Genomic DNA, 22,424 nt, shown 5'->3' with positions numbered 1-22,424 from the left:
GTCATCTATCTCCTCATGGATGGCATCAGCCAGAAGCTCGCCAGGCGGTTCCGCAGTGTGGATAATGGCGGCAATGACGGTCTGCCCGGACCGCAGGCTTCCACGTGACCCCCCTGTCCATCTTTGTCCGCAGGCCGGTCGCCACCATCCTGCTGACCGTGGCCCTGATCATCGGGGGGGTGATCGGGTACCTGACGCTGCCGGTGGCGGACATGCCCAATGTCGATTTCCCGGTCATTCAGGTGCAGGCGCAGCAGGCCGGTGGCTCACCCGAGGAAATCGCCAGTTCCATCGCGGCCCCGCTGGAGCGGCATCTGGGCGCGATCGCGGACCTGACGGAAATGACATCGCAGTCATCGGCCAACCAGGCGCGGATCACGCTGCAGTTCTCGCTTGACCGCGACATCAATGGCGCAGCCCGTGATGTGGAGGCCGCGCTACAGGCAGCGCATGCGGACCTGCCGTCATCCCTGCGGCAGAACCCCAGCTATTCCAAGGCCAACCCAAACGGCGCGCCGGTCATGATCCTAGCGCTGACATCGCGCACGCGCACCGCGCCGCAGTTGTATGACCTTGCCTCCAACGTGCTGCAGCAGCACCTGTCGCAGATACAGGGCGTGGGCCAGGTTGAGATCGGGGGCAGTTCACTGCCGGCCGTCCGGGTGGAAATGAACCCGCTGGCGCTGTACAAATTCGGTATCGGGTTTGAAGACATCCGCGCGGCCCTTGCATCGGCCAATGCCCATACGCCCAAGGGCTTCATTGACCAGGGCGACCACCGTTTCGTGCTGGCGACCAATGACCAGGCGCATAACGCGCAGGCCTACCGCGACCTGATCGTGGCCTATCACGACAGTCGCCCCGTCCGGCTGGAGGACGTGGCCTATGTCCATGATGGCGTGGAGGACCTGCGCAACGCCGGGTATGTGGATGGCAAGTCCGGGGTGCTGGCCATCATCTTCGCGCAGGCCGGGGCCAACATCATCAACACCAATGACCAGATCCGCGCCAAGCTGCCGACGCTGCGCGAGGCCCTGCCGGCGGATGTGGACCTTGGCAAATTCATGGACCGGTCCACCACTATCCGCGCGGCGCTGGCCGATACGCAGTTCACGCTGGTGCTGTCGGTCTGCCTTGTGGTGCTGGTGGTGCTTCTGTTCCTGCGTTCGCCCCGCATTACCATCATTCCCGCCATTGTCGTGCCGACATCCATCATCACCACCTTTGGCGTCATGCGGCTGATGGGATACTCGATCGACAATCTTTCGCTGATGGCGCTGACCATTTCCACCGGCTTCGTGGTGGATGACGCCATCGTGGTGGTGGAAAACATCAGCCGTCACATGGAAGCGGGCATGGACCGCCTGCAGGCCACCCTGCTGGGCACGCGCGAAGTGGCGTTCACGGTCATGTCCATTACCGTATCGCTGATTGCGGTGTTCCTGCCCATCCTGCTGCTCAGTGGCGTGGCGGGGCGGCTGTTCCATGAATTCGCCATGACGATGTCGATCACCATTGTCGTCTCCATGGGACTGTCACTGTCACTGACCCCCATGATGACGGCCCACCTGCTGCGCCAGCATGAAGTTCCCCGGTCAACCGGCGTGTTCGGACGGATTGGTATGTGGCTGGAAGCCGGCATAAATGCGACCCAGCAGGGATATGCCCGGTCGCTGGAATGGGCCATCACGCACCGACGGATCACCATCCTGTCCCTGCCCGTGACCATTGCCATCATGGTCGGCCTGTTCATCAAGATGCCCAAGAGCCTGTTTCCCGAATCAGACACCGGCATGCTGATGGGCCACCTTATGGGGGACCAGTCCATTTCGTTCCAGGCCATGCAGGGCAAGATCGCCACGACGCAGCAGGCCGTCCTTGCGGATCGGGATGTTGTCCATGTCATGGGTTTCATGGGGGGGCGCGGCAGTTCCAACCAGGCCAATATGTTCGTGACCCTGAAGGACAAGTCGCTCCGCAACGATACGCCCGCGCAGACCATTGCCCGCATAACGCGCCGGCTGCGCAACATGACGGGGGCGACCTTCTACATGTCCGCGCCCGGGCAGCTGCGCATCGGCGGACGGCAGAGCAATGCGGCCTACCAGTATTCGCTTCACTCCGATTCCTCGAAGGATCTGTACAAATGGACGCCGCTGCTGGTCACCGCGCTGCAGAAACATCCCGAACTGTCCGACATTTCATCGGACGTGCTGCAGGGCGGGTCGGCGCTGGATGTGCAGATCGACCGTGATACCGCAAGTCGCCTGAACATTACGCCACAGCTTGTATCCAACACGCTGTATGACGCCTATGGGCAGCGTTCGGCCTCGGTCATCTACAATTCCCTCAACCAGTACCGCGTGGTCATGGAAGTCGAGCCGCGGTTCTGGCAGGACCCCACGACACTCAAGCAGGTATGGGTCAGTGTCGCCGGCGGTACGGCGGGGGGCGGAACGCAGTCCAACACCATCCGGGTCAAGACCGATACGGGCACCACGCAATCGCAGCTGAGCGAGCAGTCCTTCCGCAACCAGATCGCCAATACGCTGGCGGGTGGGAACAGCACATCCACCGGGTCCGCCGTCTCCACCAGTTCGGAATCCATGGTGCCGCTGACATTGGTTTCCGTGCTGAAACCCACCAAGACGGCGCTAAGCATCAATCATGACGGGCAGTCGGTTTCCACCACGGTTTCGTTCAACCTGAGCAATGGCGTCCCGCTGAGCCAGGCGGTGCGGATCATCAATGAAGAAACCGTGCGCCTGCACATGCCCGCCAATATCCAGGGCAATTTTGCCGGCAACGCCGCACAGTTCCAGAAATCGGTCAACAATGAACCGCTGCTGATCCTTGCGGCCCTTGCCGCAGTGTACATGACGCTGGGTATCCTGTACGAAAGCTATGTGCATCCGCTGACCATTCTGTCCACCCTGCCTTCGGCCGGGGTGGGCGCGCTGCTGGCGCTGCAGTTTTTTGGCGAGGCATTTTCCCTGATCGCCATGATCGGGGTGATCCTGCTGATCGGCATCGTCAAGAAAAACGCCATCATGCTGGTGGATTTCGCCATCACTGCCGAGCGCGATGAAGGCCATACCGCGCTGGAGGCGATCCGTACCGCCTGCCTGCTGCGCTTTCGCCCGATCATGATGACCACCTTTGCCGCCGCCCTGGGTGCGCTGCCCCTGATATTCGGCCACGGCTATGGTTCCGAACTGCGCCGCCCGCTTGGTATCGCGATTGTGGGCGGGCTGGTCGTCAGCCAGGCGCTGACCCTTTACACGACACCGGTTGTCTATCTCTATCTCGACCATCTGGGGATAGCCTGCCGCACGCACTTCAACCGGCTGTATGGACGGCTGTCCCGACGCCATCGTCTTTCCCACCAGCAGGATTCCTGATCCGGATGACACCTTTCCCGCCATCCCACGCCCGCGCCGCCATCCGTCCATCTTCCACCGTCCGCCGTTCCGCGCGTCTTGCGCTGGCGGCCCTGCCGCTTCTGGCGCTGGCAGGGTGCATGGTCGGGCCGAAATACCATCGTCCTGCCGCCATCGTTTCCCCCCGTTTCAAGGAACTGCGCCCCGAACCAGGATGGGAAATGGCCAACCCGAAGCTGGCTGAACTGCCCAAGCATGACTGGTGGACCATCTATAACGATCCCGTCCTGAACGGGCTGGAATCGCAGGTCGCGATTTCCAACCAGAACATCAAGGAATACGAAGCCAGTTACCGTAACGCCCGCGCCCTGATCGACAGCGTGCGCGCGCAGCTTTTCCCGACCATAAGCGGCAGCCTGGGCTTTGACCGTGACGGGCATGGCGCGGGTTCGCTATCCTCGTCGGGCAGCAATTACGCAAAGGCGGGTTCGACCTACAACACCTATGACATCGGCCCCAGCGCCAGCTGGGACCTGGACATATGGGGCAAGATCCGGCGGCAGGTGCAGGAACAGGTGACCGCGGCACAGGCCAGCGCCGCCGATCTGGCCAATGCCACGCTGTCATATCAGGCACAGCTGGCGACGGCCTATTTCAACATGCGCTACCAGGACAGCCTGACCGACCTGCTGCAGCGCTATGTCAATTTCAACGAACAGGCGCTGCGGATCACCCAGAACCAGTTTGACGCTGGCACAGCCGATCCTACCGCCGTCCTTCAGGCGCGCACGACGTTGGAACAGAACCGTGCATCACTAATACAGGCGGGGATCAACCGCGCGCAGTATGAACATGCAATTGCCGTGCTGATTGGCAAGCCGCCCGCCGATGTCACCATCGCGCCTGCGCCGCTGTCGCGCGCGGTGCCGCCCATTCCGGTCTCGGTGCCGGCCGACCTGTTGCAGCGCCGCCCCGACATTGCCGCGGCCGAGCGCACGATGGAGCAGTACAACGCCATGATCGGCGCGGACATGGCCGCGTTCTATCCCGACATCACCATCAACGCCAGCTATGAACAGAGCGGCGGCGACCCCGTGACCTCTCTCATGTCGGCAATGAACCGCGTCTGGTCACTGGGGGCATCCGCAACCGAAATCCTGTTTGAAGGCGGGTCGCGTACCGCCGCCGTGCATGAAGCCAATGCCCAGTACGACAATGCTGTCGCCACCTACCGCCAGACCGTACTGACGGCATTGCAGAACACGGAAGATCAGCTGTCCAACCTGCGCATCCTGGCCCAGCAGTCCGTGCAGCAGCAGAAGGCGCTGGATTTTGCCAACCGCACGGTAGAGGTCTCGCTGAACCAGTACCGGGCCGGAACGGAAATTTATACGACCGTGATCACCAACGAGAACTCGGCCCTGAGCGATGCCGAAACCCTGCTGGGAATCCAGCAGCAGCGCATGGTCGACAGTGTCAGCCTGGTGCAGGCGCTGGGCGGCGGATGGGATGCGTCACGCCTGCCATCGAAAAACTCCTTGCAGAAGGACAACCCCCTGCTGCCGTCCTTCATTCAGAAGGACACCAACAAATAGATCAGAAAAAACCCCCTGCACCAACGGTGACAGGGGGTTTTTCGTGGGTAGCGGGTTGCTAGTTAAAAAGCGATCTGGCCGAGAGCAGCACGATCAGGACCACAATCACAAAAGCCAGAATGGCGACAAAGAACAGTATTTTCGCCATTCCTGCCGAAACGGCGGAAATGCCACTGAAGCCAAACAGCCCGGCGACCAGTGATACAATCAAAAAAAACAGCGCCAGTTTCAGCATGGCATTTTTCCCTGCAAATCAGTCATGCTGCCCCAACGCGACAGCACCAGATATGTTGCCTTCAGCCCCGGCGCCGCAGGAACACGCTTGCCAGAAAGCCGAGCACGGACGCCCCCAACAGCGTAAACAGCGGGCGGTCGGCTGTCACGTCACGCACGGTATCCAGAATTTCGCCCAGGCCCCGCTGAGCCACGCCACTCGCGCCCTGCAGGCGCGCGGATAGCGGGGTGCCGGCATCTCCGACAAAGCCATCCAGACCATCCTGAAGCCGGCCAATACCTTCTTCCAGATGCGCTTCAAAATTGGGGGGATTTGTCATGTTCCGTATTCCCTTGCTTGCCATCGGGGAGACAGGAAAGCCCGTCTCCCGCTGCCCAATGCCTTCATACCCGCAGGCAACAGACCCGTTGGTCCAGACTTATCATATCTCCGATGCCTGCCAATAGGCCGCATCCGCGCCCGGATCGTCCTCACCCGCGATCAGTCGGCGCATGCGCTCGGCCATGGCGCGCATTGCTGGGGCGGTGTGATCGCGTGGCCGTGCCCCAACGGCAAAATCCCCCCGCAGCCCGGCAGGATGTCCCTCCAAGATGATGACCCGGTCCGCAAGGATCAGGGCTTCGTCCAGATCATGGGTCACAAACAGTACGGTTCCCTGCCGCCGGGCATGGATCCGCAGCAGTTCGTCCTGCAGGGCACTGCGTGTAATGGCGTCCAGCGCGCCGAAGGGTTCGTCCATCAGCAGCAGGTCCGGTTCGACCGTCAGCGCGCGCGCCACCCCCACGCGCTGGCGCTGCCCACCCGAAAGCTGGCGTGGCCACCGCTCCGCCATGTCCGCAAGCCCGACAAGATCCAGCGCCGCCATGGCCCGTTCCCGCCGCTGCAGCCGTGTCAGGCCCAGCCCCTCCAGCCCCAGTTCCACATTCCGCCGCACACTGCGCCACGGCATGAGCTTGGCATCCTGAAACACCATGGCCGCCGGGCGATGGGCTGCCGTCGGGGATGGACGGAGGCTGACCGTGCCCTCGCTGGGGCGTATCAGCCCCATGATGACGCGCAGCAACGTGGATTTGCCAACACCCGATGGCCCCAGCACCGCGACGAATTCACCCCGCCTGATGTCCAGATTCACATGCCGGAGGATGAAGCTGCGCCCATGGTCATGCGACAGGCCGATATTTTCCAGCCTGACCACCACATCCCCCGGGATGGCGGCTGTCGTGACATGATCCGTAACCACCGCGTTCATCCCTGCCACCCCAGCAGCCGCCTGCGCACCAGCATGAAGACCGTGTCGGTCAGGGCATAGAGCAGCGCCATGGTCAGCATGTAGACCACCACAAGGTCGGTCGCCAGCAGGCTGGACGCCTGCATCATCCGCGCGCCAATTCCCGGTACGCCAAACAGTTCGGCCGCGACAACGGACATCCATGCCTGCCCCAGCCCCGTGCGCAGCCCCGCCAGCACACCGGGGGCCGAAGCCGGGATGACGACCGTGCGCAGTCGCGCCCAGAACCCGCCATGGCCGAAAGAGGCGGCAACTTCATACAGGTCCGGGTCGATGGCCTGCACGGCCCCGTACGCAGCATAGAAATTGATCCAGAAAACCGAAATGGCGATTACGAAGGTCGCACCGGCGGTATCCAGCCCGAACCACAGGATGGCGAATGGCACCCATGCCAGCCCCGGTATGGGCCGCAATACCCGCACGACACCGGACAGCAGTCCGTCCAGCAGGGGCACCGTCCCGCATAACAGCCCGATGAGCGTGCCCAGCACCGAACCGATAACCAGCCCCATCAGGTAATGGGTCAGGCTGTCGCGAATGGCCTGAACCCATGCGCCGCTACGTACTTCCCCCAACCATGCCGGACCAAGGCTGCTCGGCGCGGGCACCAGCCCGGATGGCACCCAGCCAAGCCGGATTGCCGCCTCCCATCCCCCAAACAGCACGACAAGGCCCAGCGCGCCCAGCAGCGGGCGCATCCAGATGGAACGGGTCAGCGTCACTGGGAAATCTGCCGGTAACTTTCGAGGTCGAACAGCGCGGACACCGGTTCCGCCTTGTGCAGCAGGCCAGTCTGCACCTCAAAGTCCTGCAGCTTGCTGACCGCATCCACAATGCTGGCAGGATCGGATACGTAGCTGGAAGCCGAAACCTTCAGCGCCTCGATGATGATGTCTCTGGGCAGCATGCCGCCCCCCAGCGCCTGCTGCACATAGGGTTCCGCCTGTTCCGGATCCGTGGCCAGCAGGTGCGTCGCCCTGACGAAGCTGGTCAGGAACGCAGTCTTCCACGCTGCGCGGTCTGGCGCGTCCTCGTTGACGATTGCCAGCACCGAGCCCGGCTGTCCCGGCATGATGTCATGTCCCGACGCCAGCACCCGCATGCCGGGCATACGGTGGCGGATAATGGTCAGCGCCGGTTCACGCAGGATGGCGCCATCCACCGCGCCTGCCAGGAACGCCTGCTGGGCGGCATCAATATCAATGCCGACAATATCCGCCACATCGGCCGGTTCCAGCCCGTTCCGGGCCTTGAGCCAGTAGCGCAGCAGCGTATCGGGCACGGACCCCAGCGGCTGGGCCGCGATCTTGGGCTTGTGACCTGCCTTTGTGGCAAAATCCGCAAAACGCTGGCGCAGCGCATCAGGTGTCAGGGCGACGGGCTGTTCCGGCAGGTCAGCAGCCAGCGCCCCGCGGGAGACAACTTCCAGTTCCTCCGTCGCGGCACTGGCGACAACCTTCACATCCGCGCCGTGCGCCCGGGCCTGCAGCAGGGGCAGCACGCCCGCCACATAGGCGTCAATCTTGCCCGATACCAGCGCCTGAATGGCCTGTGGGCCAGACTGGAAACGGACCAGCTGCATGTCGATCCCCGCATCCCGCGCCCAGTTCTTGCCCTGCATGACAAACAGCGGCGCCGAACCAATGACCGGAATATACCCAACGCGCACCGTTGCCGCGTGAACACTGCCGCACAGACCGATCATGGCGGTCACGGCATAAAGTCCACGGCGTATGGCACGCCCCAAAACTGATCCTGTCATGGCTGAAGCCCTGTCTGCTGCGCAGGCCCGATCCTGCGTATCAATGTAATATCGAAATATACATAATCGCGATTGAATATCTATATAACGATAAAAAAATGTTGGATTCTGTGGCGACATAAAAAAACCCGACCAGAGGCCGGGCTTTTTCACGCAGGAACCGAAGTTCCTCAGGCTGCCAGGTGATCTTCCTGGTTGGCTTCGGGGCGCGGACCGCTGTCCTTGCCCTTTGCCGACACATCGCGATCAACCAGTTCGATCACAGCCATATCGGCTGCATCACCGTGGCGCATGCCCGCACGCAGCACGCGGGTGTAACCACCCTGACGTGCCTTGTAACGGTCGGCCACCGTATCGAACAGCTTGGACACGATCTTGTCGTCACGCAGCTGGGCGAAAGCCTGACGGCGGGCGTGCAGGTTGCCACGCTTGCCAAGGGTGATCAGCTTTTCCACAACCGGGCGCAGCTCTTTCGCCTTGGGCAGCGTGGTGGTGATCTGTTCGTGCTTGATCAGGGCGACGGCCATGTTGCGAAACATGGCCAGTCGATGGGACGAGGTAACGCCGAGCTTACGGCCGGCAACACCGTGACGCATGATGTAATTTCCTGTTTTATCCGGTTCGGAGGATCAGAACGGCTCGTCGAGCCTCTTTGCCAGATCTTCGATATTTTCCGGCGGCCAGGCCGGGACATTCATACCCAGTGAAAGCCCCATGGCGGTCAGGACTTCCTTGATCTCGTTGAGCGACTTGCGACCGAAATTCGGGGTGCGCAGCATCTCCTGCTCGGTCTTCTGAACCAGATCACCGATATAGACGATGTTGTCGTTCTTCAGGCAGTTCGCGCTACGGACCGACAGTTCCAGTTCGTCAACCTTGCGCAGCAGGTTACGGTTGAACGGCAGGTCATCCTGCGGCTCTTCCGTACGCACGGTGCGCGGTTCATCAAAGTTGATGAACAGCTGAAGCTGGTCCTGAAGGATACGCGCGGCAAGCGCCACGGCATCTTCCGGTGTCACGGCGCCATTTGTCTCAACCGTCAGCAGCAGGCGGTCGTAATCGGTGACCTGACCCACGCGGGTCTGCTCCACCTTGTAGGACACGCGCCGCACGGGCGAGTAGATGGCATCAACCGGGATCAGGCCAATCGGCGCATCTTCCGGGCGGTTGGCCGCCGCGGGGACATAGCCCTTGCCCATGTTCACGGTGAATTCCATCCCGAACTTCACCCCTTCGTCCAGGGTGCAGATCACCAGATCGGGATTCATGACTTCGATATCATGACCGGTCTGGATCTGCCCTGCACGCACTTCGCCCGGCCCCGTGGCCGTCAGCACCATGCGCTTCGGTCCCTCACCATGCATTCGCAGTGCGAGCTGCTTGATGTTGAGGACGATGTCGGTCACGTCTTCACGAACACCCGCCACCGACGAGAATTCATGCAGTACGCCGTCAATCTGGATTGCCGTAACCGCAGCCCCCTGCAGGGACGACAGCAGAACCCGACGGATCGCATTGCCCAGCGTCATGCCGAAACCGCGTTCCAGCGGTTCGGCCACGACGGTCGCAATACGTGAAGGTTCCGCCCCCGGTTCGACTTCCAGCTTTTCCGGCTTGATCAGGGATTGCCAGTTTTTCTGGAGGACCAAGGTAATGGCCTTTCAAGACTGATCTGCCACCAGGTCCGGTAACAGATGGTACCCCGCACGGGGGTACCGGAATGACAATCTTCCCCCGCATGCGGGGGAATACGACTAAGCAGAATGCGGTTCAGACGCGACGACGCTTGCGCGGACGGCAGCCGTTGTGCGGAACCGGCGTCATGTCACGGATGGCCGTGATCGAGAAACCGACTGCCTGCAGGGCGCGAAGTGCGCTTTCACGCCCCGACCCCGGACCGGAAACCTCGATTTCCAGCGTTTCCATGCCGTGTTCACGTGCCTTGCGGCCCGCATCCTCGGCGGCAACCTGCGCCGCATACGGCGTGGACTTGCGCGATCCCTTGAAGCCCTGGGCACCAGCGGACGACCAGGCAATTGCATTGCCCTGCGCATCCGAAATGGTGATCATGGTGTTGTTGAAGGTGGACAGCACATGCGCCACACCGGAAATGATGTTTTTCCGCTCTTTCTTGCGAATACGCGGAGCCGCAGCTTTCGCCATAGTTTTCTCGATCCTGTCAGTTCAAACGGCGCATGGGGCGGGCGGCCACCATGCTTACATACCGGACAATCCGCTGATTAGCGGGTCGCCTTCTTCTTGCCCGCAATAGCCACGGCCTTACCCTTGCGGGTACGGGCGTTGGTATGAGTCCGCTGACCATGGACAGGCAGTCCACGCCGGTGACGCAGACCACGGTAGCAGCCAAGGTCCATCAGACGCTTGATGTTCATCGCCACTTCGCGGCGCAGATCACCTTCCACGCGATACTTGCTGTCGATCAGTTCACGGATCTTGCCGATCTCGTCATCAGACAGCTCGTTCACGCGCCGCTCAGCCGGGATTTCCAGCTGGTCGCAGATCGCCTGGGCCTTGGTAGCCCCGATACCATAGATATAACGCAGGCCAATGGTGACCCGTTTGTTGGTTGGGATGTTCACGCCGGCAATACGTGCCACGCCACTTACTCCTCGTCCGCCCTGTTTCAGGGCACTAACTATCAGGCAGGGCTGCTTCACACCACCTGCCCGATTGGCAGGAGCGCCGTGAACATACCGGTTTCAAAACCGGCCAACCCCATCATCATTCATTCCGGCCATACGAGCCGCGCCATCATGGCCGACTCATACGACGCTCATACCTTGAGGGCGCGCAATATACTGCTGCCCCCATGCGAGTCAATTATTTTGCATCACTTCTTCGTGATACGATCGATAACAGCGAAGACTTCCTTGGTCACTGCATCGATATCCGCCATCCCGTCAATACGGTACAGCCGCTTCTTTTCCTCGTAATACGGGAGGATCGGCGCGGTCTGTTCGCGGTAGGCCTTCAGGCGTGCTGCCACGGTGTCCCGCCGGTCATCTTCCCGGCGAATGAACTCATGCCCGCCACAGACATCACATGTGCCTGCCACCTTCGGCTTCCTGAACAGATCGTTATATCCCGCGCCACATTTTGCGCAGGTGTAACGACCCGCAATACGGTCCGCCAGAGCGTTCTCATCCACATCCAGCAGCAGCACGGCGTCGATATGCTGGCCACTGCGTGTCAGCATCTGGTCCAGCGCCCCTGCCTGCGCCCGCGTGCGCGGGAACCCATCCAGGATGAACCCCTTCGCACAATCAGGCTGGCGGATGCGGTTTTCAATCATGGCGATGATCAGGTCATCCGGCACAAGCCCGCCTTCTGCCATGATGGTCTTGACCTTCTGTCCCAGCGGGCTTCCCGCCGCGACTTCCGCCCGCAGCATGTCACCCGTCGAGATCTGGGCGATTCCATACCGTTCTTCCAGCCGCTTTGACTGGGTGCCCTTACCGGCACCCGGCGGACCAAGAAAGATAATATTCACCGCATTCTGCCCTTTCTGCCCCGTCCCCGGCGCATAAGTCCCTGATACTGGTGCGCGACCAGATGCGACTGCACCTGCGTCACCGTATCGATCGTCACCGTCACGATAATGATCAGACTCGTGCCACCAAAATAGAAAGGCACGTTGTAATGGCTGATCAGGATCTGCGGCAACAGGCAGACCGCGACAAGATAAAGCGCGCCAATGGTCGTGATGCGCGTCAGGATCCGGTCAAAGAAAGCAGCGGTATTCGCCCCCGGACGGATACCCGGTACAAACCCCCCCTGCTTGCGCAGGTTCTCCGCTGTTTCCTGCGGGTTGAAGGTAACCGCCGCATAGAAATAGGAGAAGAAGACGATCATCGCCGCATAGAACAGCATGTACAGCGGCTGTCCCTGCCCCAGTTCCTGTCCCAGGAAGGAGAGCCAGCCCGGCATGGAGCTGTTGTTGACGAATCCGGCAATCGTAACGGGAATAAGCAGCACGGAGGACGCAAAGATGGGCGGAATCGAGCCCGCCGTATTCACCTTCAGCGGCATATGGGTCGAATCACCCCCGAACATTCGCTGACCGACCTGTCGCTTGGGGTACTGGATCACCACGCGCCGCTGCGCCAGTTCCATGAATACGATGAAGGCGATCGTCACCGCCGCCAGCACCAGGAAGACCAGCACGAAGAACGGCGAAAGCGCGCCCGTGTAGCCAAGCTGGAACAGGCTGGCCAGTGCATTGGGCAGGTTTGCCACGATACCGGCAAAGATGATCAGCGAGATACCATTCCCGACCCCCCGCGACGTGATCTGTTCACCCAGCCACATCAGGAACATGGTTCCGCCCACAAGGGTCAGCACACATGACACGATGAAGAACAGGCCGGGAGAGACAACCGCAGATCCGGCCTCGGTATGCATGTTCTCCAGCCCGATGGCGATACCATACGCCTGGAACAGCGCAATCACGACCGTCAGGTAACGGGTGTATTCGTTCAGCTTGCGGCGTCCGCCTTCCCCTTCTTTCTTGAGAGCCTCAAGGGAAGGGATTGCTGCCGACATGAGCTGTACGATGATCGAGGCACTGATATAGGGCATGATGTTCAGTGCAAACACGGTCATACGCCCCAGCGCACCACCGGTAAACATATCGAACATGCCCAGAATCCCGCCCTGATGCCGGGCCAGAAGCTGCCCCATCACCGTCGCATCGACGCCAGGAACGGGGATATAGGTGCCAATCCGATATACGATCAGCGCACCCAGCGTGAACCAGATACGCTTTTTCAGCTCCGTTGCATTGGCAAAGGAATTGAAATTCAGATTGGCAGCCAACTGTTCGGCCGCGGAGGCCATGCGCCCATCCTTTCACAAGAACAGCGCCACCGCTGGAGGCGGGACGCTGTCATGATAAAAAAAACCGCAAAAAGTAATAAAGCGATGCGCCCGCCGAGTGCAAGCAGCATCGCTTTTATTATGCTCCGGGTACAGAACGTGCCTGTTCCCGGGACCGGTCATTCCGCGGCAGGAGCCTGCTGCTTCTGCGCCTTGACCTGCACCTTTCCGCCCGCCTTTTCGACAGCGGCGATGGCACCAGCCGAAGCACCCGACACTTCAATTGTGACGGCATGCGTCAGTTCACCGTCCGCCAGAAGGCGGATACCGGCGAAACGGCCGGAACCGGCTAGACCAGCCTTGGTCAGGGCTTCTTCCGTCACCACAGCCTTGGCATCGACCTTGCCTGCCGCGATCGCCTTGTCCAGCGCACCCAGATTCACGATCGCATATTCCTTGCGGAAGATGTTCTTGAATCCACGCTTGGGCAGACGACGGTAGATCGGCAGCTGGCCGCCTTCAAAACCGTTCAGGGACACACCGGAACGCGCCTTCTGACCCTTCACACCCTTGCCCGACGTCTTGCCCTTGCCAGAGCCGATGCCGCGACCAAGACGCTTCTTGGTATAGCGCGCGCCTTCGTTGTCACGAAGTTCGTTCAGGTTCATCTCAATCCTCCACCTTGATCAGGTGGGACACCTTGCGGATCATACCGCGAACCGAAGGGGTATCCTCCAGCTCGCGCGTACGACCAATCTTGTTCAGGCCCAGGCCGATCAGCGTAGCCTGCTGACCCGGCTTCTGTCCGTTCCCGGAATGCACCTGGGTGACGCGCACTTTTGCCTTGGTATCAGACATCGGCCGTAGCCTCCGTCGTTACCGCAGCCTCACGGCGCCCCAGAATGTCCGAAACCTTCTTGCCACGGCGGTTGGCAACCGAACGCGGGCTGGCGCAACGCTCCAGCGCGGCAAACGTTGCCTTGACCATGTTATGCGGGTTCCGGGTCCCGAGGGACTTCGCCACCACGTCATTGATGCCCAGGCTTTCAAACACTGCGCGCATCGGACCACCGGCAATGATGCCCGTGCCCGCATCAGCGGAACGCAGAACAACCTTGCCCGCACCGAAGTGACCAGCCACATCGTGATGCAGCGTACGGCCTTCCTTCATGGGAACGCGGATCATCGTCCGCTTGGCGCGGTCGGTTGCCTTGCGGATCGCCTCGGGAACTTCACGGGCCTTACCCGCGCCGAACCCGACACGACCCTTCTGGTCACCAACAACAACCAGGGCTGCGAATGCAAAGCGACGACCGCCCTTTACCACCTTCGCAACGCGGTTGATCGTGACCAGCTTGTCGACCAGATCATCGCCTTCGCGGTCGCGATCGCGACCACCCCGGCCGCCTTCTCTCGGTTCACGTGCCATTATGCGTGACCCTTTCGTCAGAACGAGAGACCGCCCTCACGGGCAGCCTCCGCCAGGGCCTTGATACGCCCATGATAGAGATACGCGCCGCGGTCGAAAACGACCTTCGACACACCTGCAGCCACCGCACGCTCCGCCAGAAGCTTGCCGACTGCGCCCGCTGCCTTGACGTCCGTACCACCCTTGAGGGTCGTACGCAGGTCCTTGTCCAGGCTTGATGCTGCGGCAAGGGTCCGGCCAGCGGCATCGTCGATCACCTGCGCGTAGATGTTCTTGCCCGAACGGAACACCGACAGACGCGGACGACCACCGCTCTTGCGGCGAAGCTGGAAACGCAGGCGCTGACGCCGCCGTTCCCGCAGATCCTTCTGCGTGCTCATTATTTCTTCTTACCTTCCTTGCGACGGATGGTTTCCGTTTCATAACGGACACCCTTGCCCTTGTAGGGCTCGGGCTTGCGGAAGCTGCGAATGTCCAGTGCGACCTGACCAACCCGCTGCTTGTCAATACCTTCGACCGTGACCGCCGTGGGACGTGGGGTCGTGATCTTGATCCCTTCGGGAATCGCATAGACGATGTCATGCGAATAACCGAGGTTCATGACCAGGTTCTTCCCCTGCACCGCGGCACGATAACCTGTCCCGGAGATTTCCAGCGTCTTGGAAAACCCTTCGGACACGCCCTTGACCATACCCGCGATCAGGGAACGGGTTGTTCCCCACATCATGCGGGCCTGTGCCTGGGTATCGACCGGCTTGACGGCAACCTTGCCATCCGCAACATCAACCGAGACGTGGCTGGACAGCGGCAGCCTGAGTTCACCCAGCTTGCCTTTTGCCGTCAGCACACCGTCAGCAATGGAAACCTGAACGCCCGACGGTAATTCGACGGGATATTTGCCCACTCGCGACATTTATCCCTCCTTAGAATACACGACAGAGGACTTCACCGCCAACATTGGCAGCGCGGGCCTCCGCGTCGGACAGAACACCGCGCGGCGTCGACAGGATCGACACGCCCAGCCCGGCATACACACGCGGCAGTTCCTTGATCTTGGAATAGACGCGGCGTCCCGGCTTGGACACACGGTGAATTTCTTTGATGACCGGCTCACCATCGAGATACTTCAGCTCGATGCGCAGCTGGGCCACACCTTTACGCAGTTCCTCGCGGGAAAAACCACGGATATATCCCTCGCGGCGCAGGGCCTCGAGAACACTGGCGCGCAGCTTGGAAGCCGGCGCCACGCATGCAGCATGCCGTGCACGCTGCGCATTGCGGATCCGGGTGAGCAGATCACCCAAAGGATCAGAAAGTGACATCGTTCCCTGCCCTTACCAGCTCGATTTGACCATGCCCGGGATCTGACCATTAGAGGCCAGGTCGCGCAGGGCGATACGGCAGAGTTCGAACTTTCTGTAATTGGCGCGAGGACGCCCCGTCAACTTGCAGCGCAGACGCACGCGGACGCGCGAACCATTGCGAGGAAGTTCAGCAAGCTTGAGCGATGCATCGAAGCGATCTTCAACCGGCAGAGACCGGTCCATGATGATGTTCTTCAGTGCAGTCCGCTTAGCCCGGTCCCGGTTTGCCATGCGCTCGCGCTTGACATTCCGGTTAACGGCGGAAATTTTGGCCATGCCTTGTTTTACCCTCCGGAACCTGTCGGGCCATTCCCAACGGTTTTCCAAACAACGTGTGTATTAGGTCTTCTGGACTTCAGACGGAAGCCCTTTCGCTACATTTTTATGCAGCGAAGGGCAGATCAAACGCCTTGAGCAGAGCCTTTGCTTCCGCATCCGTCTTCGCGGTGGTCACGAAGATGATGTCCATGCCACGGATTTCGTCAACCTTGTCGTATTCGATTTCCGGGAAGACAATCTGTTCCTTCAGGCCCATCGCAAAGTTGCCACGACCGTCGAAACCCTTGTTCGCCGGCAGCCCGCGGAAATCACGCACGCGTGGCAGGGCGATCGTCACGAAACGATCCAGGAACTCGAACATCTGCGCACGACGCAGTGTCACCTTGCACCCGATCGGCAGCCCTTCACGGATCTTGAAACCGGCGATGGCCTTCTTGGCCACGGTCTTGACCGGCTTCTGACCTGCGATCAGGGTCATTTCCTTGACGGCCGCGTCCAGCTTCTTCTGATCGCCGGCAGCTTCACCCACGCCCATGTTCAGGACAATCTTCTCAAGACGCGGAACCTGCATCTCGTTCTTGTACCCGAACTGCTCACGCAGCTTCGCGCGCATCTCATCCTGGTAGCGCTTCTGCATGCGCGGCACAGGACGGGCTTCTTTCACTTCAGACATACCCGCCTCCTCAGCCTTCGATAACTTCGCCGGTCGCCTTGGCGACACGAACCTTGCGACCATCTTCCAGAACACGGAAGCCGACCTTCGTCGGGTCACCGCTCTTAGGATCGATCAGCTTCAGGTTGGACAGGTGAACCGGCATTTCCTTCTGGACAATGCCGCCCTGCTCACCCATGCGGGAAGGACGGGTGTGACGCTTTGCAATCGCCACGCCGCGCACGACAGCCTTGTTGGCTGCGGGCAGGACTGTAACAACCTCGCCACGGGTTCCCTTGGAACCGCCGGTGGTGACCAGAACCTGATCACCCTTCTTGATACGAGCAGCCATTACAGCACCTCCGGTGCCAGCGAGATGATCTTCATGAACTTGCGCGCACGCAGCTCGCGCACGACCGGGCCAAAGATACGGGTGCCAATCGGCTCCTGCTGCTTGTTGATCAGCACGGCCGCGTTGCGGTCGAAGCGGATGGCGCTGCCATCGGCGCGACGTACGGGGTAAGAGGTACGGACGATCACCGCCTGGTGCACGTCGCCCTTCTTGACCTTGCCGCGGGGAATGGCTTCCTTGACGGACACGACAATCACGTCGCCGACCGAGGCAGTCTTCCGCTTGGAACCGCCCAGCACCTTGATGCACTGCACCTGACGGGCACCGGAATTGTCGGCCACGTCAAGGTTGGTCTCGGGATGGATCATGGTCTATGCCCTTCTTTACGCCTGCGCACCAGACGTGGCACCGGCGGCAGCCGCGAGCGGCTGGCCATTCCGGACAACGACAGTCCAGGTCTTGCGGCGGGAAATCGGCTTGCATTCTTCAATGCGCACCGTGTCGCCCACCTTGCATTCATTCAAGCCGTCATGCGCCGCATACTTTTTTGAGCGACGAATGAACTTCTTATACAACGGATGGATAACACGACGATCGACAAGAACCGTTACGGTCTTGTCCATCTTATCGCTGGTTACCCGTCCGGTCAGGACGCGCCTTGGCATCGCCCGTCTCCCTTCAGGACTTTACGGCCGGCGCGTGGCCAGCGGAACTCTTCTTTACAACCTCGGTTGCAACAGTCTTCACACGCGCGATTTCACGACGAACCTCGCGCATGCGGGACTGCCCCTCGGTCTGACCGGTCGCATGCTGGAACCGAAGATTGAACTGCTCGCGCTTCAGATCGACGAGAAGCGTATCCAGTTCTTCAACAGTCTTGGCACGCAGATCGGCCGGCTTTGTTGCCTTTGCCATCTCACGCCTCTCCGATACGGGTCACGAACTTGGTCTTGATCGGCAGCTTCGCCGCACCCAGAGCCAGCGCTTCACGCGCGACTTCCGGCGACACGCCTTCGATCTCGAACAGGATTCGACCCGGTTTCACACGAGCCACCCAATATTCAGGCGACCCCTTGCCGGACCCCATACGCACTTCTGCTGGCTTTGTCGAGACCGGAAGATCAGGGAAAATTCGAATCCAGACACGACCGGCACGTTTCATGGCGCGGGTAATGGCACGACGGGCAGCTTCGATCTGACGGGCAGTGATCCGTTCAGGCTGCAGAGCCTTCAGGCCAAAAGCCCCAAAATTCAGGGTTGTGCCACCCTTGGCCAACCCATGAATACGCCCCTTGTGGGCCTTGCGGTACTTTGTCCGCTTGGGAGAAAGCATTTTCTAAATCCTCACGCGCCGCCTGGCGCATCTAGGTCCATTTGACCCCGCAATTAGCGCTGCGGGGCCTGTTCGGCGGCGCGACGGTCCTGCGCCAGCGGATCATGGGCAAGAATCTCGCCCTTGAAGATCCAGACCTTCACACCACAGGTGCCATAGGTCGTCTTGGCGGTCGCCACACCATAATCAATGTCCGCACGCAGCGTATGCAGCGGCACGCGGCCTTCACGATACCATTCAACGCGCGCGATTTCCGCGCCGCCCAGACGGCCCGAGCAGTTGATCCGGATCCCCTGCGCACCAAGACGCATGGCGGACTGCACGGCACGCTTCATGGCGCGACGGAAGGCAACACGACGTTCCAGCTGCTGGGCGATGTTCTCGGCCACCAGCGTCGCATCGATTTCCGGCTTGCGGATCTCGACGATGTTCAGCGCGACATCGGTCTTGGCCATACGGGCCAGATCCTTGCGCAGCACATCGATGTCCTGACCTTTCTTGCCGATCACCACGCCCGGACGCGCCGCGTAGATGGTCACGCGCGGCTTCTTGGCCGGGCGTTCGATCACCACGCGGGACACGCCGGCGCCCGACAGCTTGCGACGCAGGTAGGACCGCAGCTTCAGGTCATCATGCAGCAGACGCGCATAGTCGGCATCAGCATACCAGCGGCTGTCCCATGTCCGGTTAATACCGAGCCGCAGCCCGATCGGATTAACTTTATGTCCCATGGATCAGGCCGCCTTCTTTTCGGTTTCAGCTTCGGGCTTCTTTTCCGCCACGACAATGGTCAGATGGCTGAAGAACTTCTCGATGCGGGCCGAACGGCCACGACCACGTGCGTGGAAACGACGCATCACGATCGACTTGCCCACCTCTGCACGGGCAACAACCAGCTGGTCAACGTCCAGCTGATGGTTGTTCTCGGCGTTGGCGATCGCGCTTTCCAGGGTCTTCTTGACCTGCTGGGCGATACGACGCTTGGAGAATGTGAGGGTAGCAATCGCCTGCGCAGCCGGCTTGTTGCGGATCAGACCCGCAACAAGGTTCAGCTTGCGCGGGCTGATGCGGATGTTCCGCGTCAGCGCCTGCGCCTCGGTTTCCGCGAGCGTGCGCGGATGCTTAGGCTTGCTCATGATCAGCCCCGCTTCGCTTTCTTGTCCGAAGAATGACCCGTGAAGGTACGGGTCGGTGAAAACTCACCGAACTTGTGCCCCACCATATTCTCGGAAACCTGCACCGGCAGGAATTTATGCCCGTTATAGACGCCGAACGTCAGTCCGACGAACTGCGGCAGGATGGTGGATCGACGCGACCAGATCTTGATCACTTCGTTACGGCCCGACGCGCGCGATGCATCGGCTTTGTTCAGCAGATACCCGTCCACGAACGGGCCCTTCCAGACGGAACGTGCCATCTTAAATGCCCCTTACTTGCCGGTCTTCCGGCGACGGATAATCAGACTGTCCGTACGCTTGTTGACCCTGGTCTTGTAACCCTTAGTCGGCTTGCCCCATGGCGTAACCGGATGACGACCGCCCGAGGTCCGCCCTTCACCACCACCATGCGGGTGATCAACCGGGTTCATGACGACACCACGGTTATGCGGACGGCGGCCCAGCCAGCGGTTACGGCCGGCCTTGCCCAGATGCTGGTTCATGTTATCCGGGTTGGACACGGCACCGATGGTAGCCATGCACTCCGCACGGACGACACGCAGTTCACCGGACTGCAGCTTGATCTGGGCATAGCCCACATCCTTGCCGACCAGCTGTGCGTAGGTACCAGCGGAACGGGCAATCTTGCCACCACCACCGGCCTTGAGCTCGATGTTGTGGATGATCGTTCCCACCGGAACCGCCGACAGGGGCATTGCATTGCCCGGCTTGATGTCAGCCCGGGCGCCAGCAACGACCTGGTCACCTGCCTTCAGGCGCTGCGGTGCGATGATGTAGGCCAGTTCGCCATCTTCATACTTGATGAGGGCGATGAAGGCCGTGCGGTTGGGATCATACTCAAGACGTTCCACCGTGCCGACCACATCGAACTTGCGACGCTTGAAATCGACATAGCGGTAGGACTGCTTATGTCCGCCACCAATAAAACGCGAGGTGGTGCGACCGTGGTTGTTACGGCCGCCGCTCTTGTTCTTCCCCTCGGTCAGGCCCTTGACGGGCTTGCCTTTCCACAGCTCCTTGCGGTCGATCAGAACCGTTCCGCGCAGGCTGGGGGTAACTGGATTAAAGTGCTTCAATGCCATTTCTTGTCACCCCACGTCAGACCAGCTTCGCGGTCAGGTCAATGGACTGACCTTCTGCAAGCTGGACAAACGCCTTCTTCACATCCGAGCGCTGGCCGGGACGTCCCTTGAAGCGCTTGGCCTTACCCTTCTGGATGAGCGTGTTGACACCCAGAACCTTCACACCAAACAGCGTCTCGACCGCTACCTTGATTTCCGGCTTCGTCGCATCGATCGCAACCTTGAAACCGACCTGATTCTTCTCGGACAGGGCCGTGGCCTTTTCCGTGATCAGGGGCGCGCGGATAATGTCGTACATCGCTTCGCGCGACATGCGTTCCGCTTTCTTGCGGATTGCCGGGATGTTGGTCATGCCAGACGCTCCTTCAGTCCCTCAACACCTGCGCGGGTGATTGCCAGCACATCGTGGTTCAGGATGTCATAGACATTCGCACCGATGGTCGGGAGAATGTCGATCTTCGGAAGGTTACGCGCGGCACGGCCGAAGTTTTCTTCAACGGCGGCATCCACGATCAGGGCGGAAGTCCAGCCCAGAACCTTCAGCTTCTTCGCAAGCTCAGCCGACTTGCCCGAGGCGGTCGCCGCATCAAGCACGACCAGCTTCCCTTCCGCCGCCTTCTGCGACAGCGCGGAGATCAGGCCCAGACGGCGCACCTTCTTGGGCAGGTCATAGCCATGATCACGCACGACCGGACCATGGACCACACCACCGGTGCGGTACTGCGGCGAACGCAGTGAACCCTGACGGGCGCTGCCGGTGCCCTTCTGGCGGTACGGCTTCTTGGTCGTGCCGGAGATTTCCCCCATGCCCTTGACCTTATGCGTACCGGCCCGGCGCTTTGCCAGCTGCCAGTGCACCACGCGCGCCATGATATCCGTGCGCGGCGTTGCGGCGAAAATCTCGTCGGGAAGGCTGGCCTTGCCTGCGCTTCCGTTATCGAGGGTTTTGATATCGTAATCCATTGCCCTCTATCCTCAGCCCGCGGCCTCAACCAGGGCCGCCGGATACGGCGCCTCGGCATGACGGGCCTTCTTGATCGCATCACGAACCAGAACCGATTCATTCTTTCCGCCCGGCACGGAGCCGCGGATCATGATCAGGTTCTTTTCGGCGTCAACAGCCGCAATCTCAAGGTTCAGCGTGGTTACACGCTCGGAACCGAGATGACCGGCCATCTTCTTGTTCTTGAAAACCTTGCCCGGATCCTGACGGTTACCCGTCGAACCGTGCGAACGGTGACTGATCGAGACACCGTGGGTGGCTTCGAGACCGGCAAAGTTCCAGCGCTTCATCGCGCCGGCAAAACCTTTACCCTTGCTGGTGCCGGTAACGTCCACCTTCTGTCCCACCACGAAGTGGGTGGCAGACAGAGAAGCCCCGACGTCCAGGACGGCATCATCCGCAACGCGGAATTCAGCCAGCTTCTTCTTGGGCTCGACCTTGGCCTTGGCAAAATGGCCGCGGTTCGGCTTCGACACATTTTTGACCTTGGCCTTGCCCGACCCGAGCTGAACGGCGGTGTAGCCATCACGCTCGGTCGTACGGACATCAACCACCTGCAGATCATCAACCTGCAGGACAGTCACCGGCACATGTGTGCCGTCTTCCTTGAACAGCCGGGTCATACCCAGCTTTTTTGCGATCAATCCGGTGCGCAT

Annotated in this window: 33 protein-coding genes; 2 read left to right on the top strand and 31 right to left on the bottom strand. The window is 60.7% G+C overall.

The features are described from left to right. The first annotated feature begins 104 nt into the window (after nucleotides 1–104). On the top strand, nucleotides 105–3,401 hold the full coding sequence (locus tag B7449_RS06445) for an efflux RND transporter permease subunit (RefSeq protein WP_039732867.1): 3,297 nt from the start codon (nucleotides 105–107) through the stop codon (nucleotides 3,399–3,401). Between the two features lie 5 nt (nucleotides 3,402–3,406). Next, complete coding sequence (locus tag B7449_RS06440; protein WP_039732868.1) at nucleotides 3,407–4,975, top strand: efflux transporter outer membrane subunit; 1,569 nt, start codon at nucleotides 3,407–3,409, stop codon at nucleotides 4,973–4,975. Between the two features lie 58 nt (nucleotides 4,976–5,033). Here the strand turns inward: B7449_RS06440 and B7449_RS06435 are convergent, their stop codons facing one another. From B7449_RS06435 to rplC, 31 genes are all read right to left on the bottom strand, one after another. Further along, nucleotides 5,034–5,210, bottom strand: coding sequence for a DUF1328 domain-containing protein (locus tag B7449_RS06435; protein ID WP_039732869.1), 177 nt, complete (start codon nucleotides 5,208–5,210; stop codon nucleotides 5,034–5,036). Nucleotides 5,211–5,271: 61 nt separating this feature from the next. After that, nucleotides 5,272–5,529: a hypothetical protein gene (locus B7449_RS06430; RefSeq protein WP_039732870.1), complete on the bottom strand. Its 258-nt coding sequence runs from the start codon at nucleotides 5,527–5,529 to the stop codon at nucleotides 5,272–5,274. A gap of 102 nt (nucleotides 5,530–5,631) precedes the next feature. Further along, nucleotides 5,632–6,459 (bottom strand): ABC transporter ATP-binding protein, encoded by an 828-nt coding sequence (locus tag B7449_RS06425; protein WP_039732871.1) that lies wholly within the window; start codon nucleotides 6,457–6,459, stop codon nucleotides 5,632–5,634. Next, on the bottom strand, nucleotides 6,456–7,196 hold the full coding sequence (locus B7449_RS06420; RefSeq protein WP_039732887.1) for an ABC transporter permease: 741 nt from the start codon (nucleotides 7,194–7,196) through the stop codon (nucleotides 6,456–6,458). Before B7449_RS06420 ends, B7449_RS06425 begins: the two co-directional genes overlap by 4 nt. Before the next feature lie 20 nt (nucleotides 7,197–7,216). Next, nucleotides 7,217–8,260, bottom strand: coding sequence for an ABC transporter substrate-binding protein (locus B7449_RS06415; protein ID WP_039732872.1), 1,044 nt, complete (start codon nucleotides 8,258–8,260; stop codon nucleotides 7,217–7,219). Between the two features lie 170 nt (nucleotides 8,261–8,430). Beyond that, nucleotides 8,431–8,856: a 50S ribosomal protein L17 gene (rplQ, locus tag B7449_RS06410; RefSeq protein ID WP_010513067.1), complete on the bottom strand. Its 426-nt coding sequence runs from the start codon at nucleotides 8,854–8,856 to the stop codon at nucleotides 8,431–8,433. 33 nt (nucleotides 8,857–8,889) lie between these two features. After that, entirely contained in the window at nucleotides 8,890–9,909 is a 1,020-nt protein-coding gene (locus B7449_RS06405; protein ID WP_007399646.1) for a DNA-directed RNA polymerase subunit alpha, read from the bottom strand. Between the two features lie 121 nt (nucleotides 9,910–10,030). Continuing rightward, on the bottom strand, nucleotides 10,031–10,423 hold the full coding sequence (gene rpsK, locus B7449_RS06400) for a 30S ribosomal protein S11 (RefSeq protein ID WP_003621069.1): 393 nt from the start codon (nucleotides 10,421–10,423) through the stop codon (nucleotides 10,031–10,033). A gap of 77 nt (nucleotides 10,424–10,500) precedes the next feature. Further along, a complete protein-coding gene (gene rpsM, locus B7449_RS06395) occupies nucleotides 10,501–10,878 on the bottom strand; it encodes a 30S ribosomal protein S13 (RefSeq protein WP_010506706.1) in 378 nt (125 codons plus the stop codon). Nucleotides 10,879–11,111: 233 nt separating this feature from the next. Then, complete coding sequence (locus tag B7449_RS06390) at nucleotides 11,112–11,771, bottom strand: adenylate kinase (protein WP_039732874.1); 660 nt, start codon at nucleotides 11,769–11,771, stop codon at nucleotides 11,112–11,114. After that, nucleotides 11,768–13,117, bottom strand: a complete 1,350-nt coding sequence (gene secY / locus B7449_RS06385; protein WP_039732875.1) for a preprotein translocase subunit SecY — start codon at nucleotides 13,115–13,117, stop codon at nucleotides 11,768–11,770. Before secY ends, B7449_RS06390 begins: the two co-directional genes overlap by 4 nt. 158 nt (nucleotides 13,118–13,275) lie before the next feature. Further along, on the bottom strand, nucleotides 13,276–13,764 hold the full coding sequence (gene rplO, locus B7449_RS06380) for a 50S ribosomal protein L15 (RefSeq protein WP_039732876.1): 489 nt from the start codon (nucleotides 13,762–13,764) through the stop codon (nucleotides 13,276–13,278). Nucleotide 13,765: 1 nt separating this feature from the next. Beyond that, entirely contained in the window at nucleotides 13,766–13,954 is a 189-nt protein-coding gene (gene rpmD / locus B7449_RS06375) for a 50S ribosomal protein L30 (protein ID WP_010506714.1), read from the bottom strand. Further along, a complete protein-coding gene (rpsE, locus tag B7449_RS06370; RefSeq protein ID WP_010513074.1) occupies nucleotides 13,947–14,525 on the bottom strand; it encodes a 30S ribosomal protein S5 in 579 nt (192 codons plus the stop codon). Before rpsE ends, rpmD begins: the two co-directional genes overlap by 8 nt. A 17-nt stretch (nucleotides 14,526–14,542) precedes the next feature. Then, the gene (rplR, locus tag B7449_RS06365; protein WP_025439063.1) at nucleotides 14,543–14,905 is read right to left on the bottom strand and encodes a 50S ribosomal protein L18; all 363 of its coding nucleotides are present in this window, start codon (nucleotides 14,903–14,905) and stop codon (nucleotides 14,543–14,545) included. Next, nucleotides 14,905–15,438: a 50S ribosomal protein L6 gene (gene rplF, locus B7449_RS06360; protein WP_039732877.1), complete on the bottom strand. Its 534-nt coding sequence runs from the start codon at nucleotides 15,436–15,438 to the stop codon at nucleotides 14,905–14,907. Before rplF ends, rplR begins: the two co-directional genes overlap by 1 nt. 10 nt (nucleotides 15,439–15,448) lie before the next feature. Continuing rightward, a complete protein-coding gene (gene rpsH / locus B7449_RS06355) occupies nucleotides 15,449–15,847 on the bottom strand; it encodes a 30S ribosomal protein S8 (RefSeq protein WP_010506719.1) in 399 nt (132 codons plus the stop codon). A 12-nt stretch (nucleotides 15,848–15,859) separates the two neighbouring features. Continuing rightward, the gene (gene rpsN, locus B7449_RS06350; RefSeq protein WP_010506721.1) at nucleotides 15,860–16,165 is read right to left on the bottom strand and encodes a 30S ribosomal protein S14; all 306 of its coding nucleotides are present in this window, start codon (nucleotides 16,163–16,165) and stop codon (nucleotides 15,860–15,862) included. Between the two features lie 106 nt (nucleotides 16,166–16,271). Next, complete coding sequence (gene rplE / locus B7449_RS06345) at nucleotides 16,272–16,841, bottom strand: 50S ribosomal protein L5 (RefSeq protein ID WP_039732878.1); 570 nt, start codon at nucleotides 16,839–16,841, stop codon at nucleotides 16,272–16,274. A 10-nt stretch (nucleotides 16,842–16,851) separates the two neighbouring features. Continuing rightward, nucleotides 16,852–17,172: a 50S ribosomal protein L24 gene (gene rplX / locus B7449_RS06340; RefSeq protein WP_010506725.1), complete on the bottom strand. Its 321-nt coding sequence runs from the start codon at nucleotides 17,170–17,172 to the stop codon at nucleotides 16,852–16,854. Beyond that, entirely contained in the window at nucleotides 17,172–17,540 is a 369-nt protein-coding gene (gene rplN, locus B7449_RS06335; RefSeq protein ID WP_007399629.1) for a 50S ribosomal protein L14, read from the bottom strand. Before rplN ends, rplX begins: the two co-directional genes overlap by 1 nt. A 15-nt stretch (nucleotides 17,541–17,555) precedes the next feature. Then, the gene (gene rpsQ, locus B7449_RS06330) at nucleotides 17,556–17,837 is read right to left on the bottom strand and encodes a 30S ribosomal protein S17 (protein WP_010506727.1); all 282 of its coding nucleotides are present in this window, start codon (nucleotides 17,835–17,837) and stop codon (nucleotides 17,556–17,558) included. Nucleotides 17,838–17,850: 13 nt separating this feature from the next. Continuing rightward, complete coding sequence (gene rpmC, locus B7449_RS06325; RefSeq protein WP_010506728.1) at nucleotides 17,851–18,087, bottom strand: 50S ribosomal protein L29; 237 nt, start codon at nucleotides 18,085–18,087, stop codon at nucleotides 17,851–17,853. Nucleotide 18,088: 1 nt separating this feature from the next. Continuing rightward, on the bottom strand, nucleotides 18,089–18,505 hold the full coding sequence (gene rplP / locus B7449_RS06320; RefSeq protein ID WP_014105026.1) for a 50S ribosomal protein L16: 417 nt from the start codon (nucleotides 18,503–18,505) through the stop codon (nucleotides 18,089–18,091). Nucleotides 18,506–18,558: 53 nt separating this feature from the next. Further along, nucleotides 18,559–19,236 carry a 30S ribosomal protein S3 gene (rpsC, locus tag B7449_RS06315; RefSeq protein WP_010506729.1) on the bottom strand — a complete coding sequence of 226 codons (678 nt, stop codon included), beginning with the start codon at nucleotides 19,234–19,236 and terminating at the stop codon, nucleotides 18,559–18,561. 3 nt (nucleotides 19,237–19,239) lie between these two features. Beyond that, the gene (gene rplV / locus B7449_RS06310) at nucleotides 19,240–19,641 is read right to left on the bottom strand and encodes a 50S ribosomal protein L22 (RefSeq protein ID WP_007399624.1); all 402 of its coding nucleotides are present in this window, start codon (nucleotides 19,639–19,641) and stop codon (nucleotides 19,240–19,242) included. Nucleotides 19,642–19,643: 2 nt separating this feature from the next. Beyond that, on the bottom strand, nucleotides 19,644–19,922 hold the full coding sequence (gene rpsS, locus B7449_RS06305) for a 30S ribosomal protein S19 (RefSeq protein ID WP_007399623.1): 279 nt from the start codon (nucleotides 19,920–19,922) through the stop codon (nucleotides 19,644–19,646). Nucleotides 19,923–19,934: 12 nt separating this feature from the next. Then, the gene (gene rplB, locus B7449_RS06300; protein ID WP_010513082.1) at nucleotides 19,935–20,765 is read right to left on the bottom strand and encodes a 50S ribosomal protein L2; all 831 of its coding nucleotides are present in this window, start codon (nucleotides 20,763–20,765) and stop codon (nucleotides 19,935–19,937) included. 16 nt (nucleotides 20,766–20,781) lie between these two features. Beyond that, the gene (locus B7449_RS06295; RefSeq protein WP_010506732.1) at nucleotides 20,782–21,078 is read right to left on the bottom strand and encodes a 50S ribosomal protein L23; all 297 of its coding nucleotides are present in this window, start codon (nucleotides 21,076–21,078) and stop codon (nucleotides 20,782–20,784) included. A 35-nt stretch (nucleotides 21,079–21,113) separates the two neighbouring features. Beyond that, on the bottom strand, nucleotides 21,114–21,728 hold the full coding sequence (gene rplD / locus B7449_RS06290) for a 50S ribosomal protein L4 (RefSeq protein WP_010506735.1): 615 nt from the start codon (nucleotides 21,726–21,728) through the stop codon (nucleotides 21,114–21,116). Between the two features lie 12 nt (nucleotides 21,729–21,740). After that, the gene (rplC, locus tag B7449_RS06285; protein ID WP_039732879.1) at nucleotides 21,741–22,424 is read right to left on the bottom strand and encodes a 50S ribosomal protein L3; all 684 of its coding nucleotides are present in this window, start codon (nucleotides 22,422–22,424) and stop codon (nucleotides 21,741–21,743) included.

This window comes from Komagataeibacter intermedius TF2 (assembly GCF_000964425.1).
Taxonomy (GTDB): Bacteria; Pseudomonadota; Alphaproteobacteria; order Acetobacterales; family Acetobacteraceae; genus Komagataeibacter; species Komagataeibacter intermedius.
Note: the sequence above shows the minus strand (reverse complement) of the source record. Positions and strands in the feature narration are given on the sequence as shown.

What these genes read in the sequence shown, in the direction of transcription:
- rpsQ (WP_010506727.1), bottom strand. Translation starts at nt 17,837, where the DNA reads ATGCCAAGGCGCGTCCTGACCGGACGGGTAACCAGCGATAAGATGGAC.
- rplV (WP_007399624.1), bottom strand. Translation starts at nt 19,641, where the DNA reads ATGAGCAAGCCTAAGCATCCGCGCACGCTCGCGGAAACCGAGGCGCAG.
- rplF (WP_039732877.1), bottom strand. Translation starts at nt 15,438, where the DNA reads ATGTCGCGAGTGGGCAAATATCCCGTCGAATTACCGTCGGGCGTTCAG.
- B7449_RS06295 (WP_010506732.1), bottom strand. Translation starts at nt 21,078, where the DNA reads ATGTCGCGCGAAGCGATGTACGACATTATCCGCGCGCCCCTGATCACG.
- rpsH (WP_010506719.1), bottom strand. Translation starts at nt 15,847, where the DNA reads ATGTCACTTTCTGATCCTTTGGGTGATCTGCTCACCCGGATCCGCAAT.
- rplD (WP_010506735.1), bottom strand. Translation starts at nt 21,728, where the DNA reads ATGGATTACGATATCAAAACCCTCGATAACGGAAGCGCAGGCAAGGCC.
- rpsE (WP_010513074.1), bottom strand. Translation starts at nt 14,525, where the DNA reads ATGGCACGTGAACCGAGAGAAGGCGGCCGGGGTGGTCGCGATCGCGAC.
- rplE (WP_039732878.1), bottom strand. Translation starts at nt 16,841, where the DNA reads ATGTCTGAAGTGAAAGAAGCCCGTCCTGTGCCGCGCATGCAGAAGCGC.
- rpmC (WP_010506728.1), bottom strand. Translation starts at nt 18,087, where the DNA reads ATGGCAAAGGCAACAAAGCCGGCCGATCTGCGTGCCAAGACTGTTGAA.
- rplP (WP_014105026.1), bottom strand. Translation starts at nt 18,505, where the DNA reads ATGCTTTCTCCCAAGCGGACAAAGTACCGCAAGGCCCACAAGGGGCGT.
- B7449_RS06430 (WP_039732870.1), bottom strand. Translation starts at nt 5,529, where the DNA reads ATGACAAATCCCCCCAATTTTGAAGCGCATCTGGAAGAAGGTATTGGC.
- B7449_RS06415 (WP_039732872.1), bottom strand. Translation starts at nt 8,260, where the DNA reads ATGACAGGATCAGTTTTGGGGCGTGCCATACGCCGTGGACTTTATGCC.
- rpsC (WP_010506729.1), bottom strand. Translation starts at nt 19,236, where the DNA reads ATGGGACATAAAGTTAATCCGATCGGGCTGCGGCTCGGTATTAACCGG.
- rplC (WP_039732879.1), bottom strand. Translation starts at nt 22,424, where the DNA reads ATGCGCACCGGATTGATCGCAAAAAAGCTGGGTATGACCCGGCTGTTC.
- rplQ (WP_010513067.1), bottom strand. Translation starts at nt 8,856, where the DNA reads ATGCGTCACGGTGTTGCCGGCCGTAAGCTCGGCGTTACCTCGTCCCAT.
- rpmD (WP_010506714.1), bottom strand. Translation starts at nt 13,954, where the DNA reads ATGTCTGATACCAAGGCAAAAGTGCGCGTCACCCAGGTGCATTCCGGG.
- rplB (WP_010513082.1), bottom strand. Translation starts at nt 20,765, where the DNA reads ATGGCATTGAAGCACTTTAATCCAGTTACCCCCAGCCTGCGCGGAACG.
- rplO (WP_039732876.1), bottom strand. Translation starts at nt 13,764, where the DNA reads ATGAACCTGAACGAACTTCGTGACAACGAAGGCGCGCGCTATACCAAG.
- B7449_RS06440 (WP_039732868.1), top strand. Translation starts at nt 3,407, where the DNA reads ATGACACCTTTCCCGCCATCCCACGCCCGCGCCGCCATCCGTCCATCT.
- rplN (WP_007399629.1), bottom strand. Translation starts at nt 17,540, where the DNA reads ATGATCCATCCCGAGACCAACCTTGACGTGGCCGACAATTCCGGTGCC.
- rpsS (WP_007399623.1), bottom strand. Translation starts at nt 19,922, where the DNA reads ATGGCACGTTCCGTCTGGAAGGGCCCGTTCGTGGACGGGTATCTGCTG.
- B7449_RS06435 (WP_039732869.1), bottom strand. Translation starts at nt 5,210, where the DNA reads ATGCTGAAACTGGCGCTGTTTTTTTTGATTGTATCACTGGTCGCCGGG.
- rpsK (WP_003621069.1), bottom strand. Translation starts at nt 10,423, where the DNA reads ATGGCGAAAGCTGCGGCTCCGCGTATTCGCAAGAAAGAGCGGAAAAAC.
- B7449_RS06420 (WP_039732887.1), bottom strand. Translation starts at nt 7,196, where the DNA reads ATGCGCCCGCTGCTGGGCGCGCTGGGCCTTGTCGTGCTGTTTGGGGGA.
- B7449_RS06425 (WP_039732871.1), bottom strand. Translation starts at nt 6,459, where the DNA reads ATGAACGCGGTGGTTACGGATCATGTCACGACAGCCGCCATCCCGGGG.
- rpsN (WP_010506721.1), bottom strand. Translation starts at nt 16,165, where the DNA reads ATGGCCAAAATTTCCGCCGTTAACCGGAATGTCAAGCGCGAGCGCATG.
- rplX (WP_010506725.1), bottom strand. Translation starts at nt 17,172, where the DNA reads ATGGCTGCTCGTATCAAGAAGGGTGATCAGGTTCTGGTCACCACCGGC.
- secY (WP_039732875.1), bottom strand. Translation starts at nt 13,117, where the DNA reads ATGGCCTCCGCGGCCGAACAGTTGGCTGCCAATCTGAATTTCAATTCC.
- rplR (WP_025439063.1), bottom strand. Translation starts at nt 14,905, where the DNA reads ATGAGCACGCAGAAGGATCTGCGGGAACGGCGGCGTCAGCGCCTGCGT.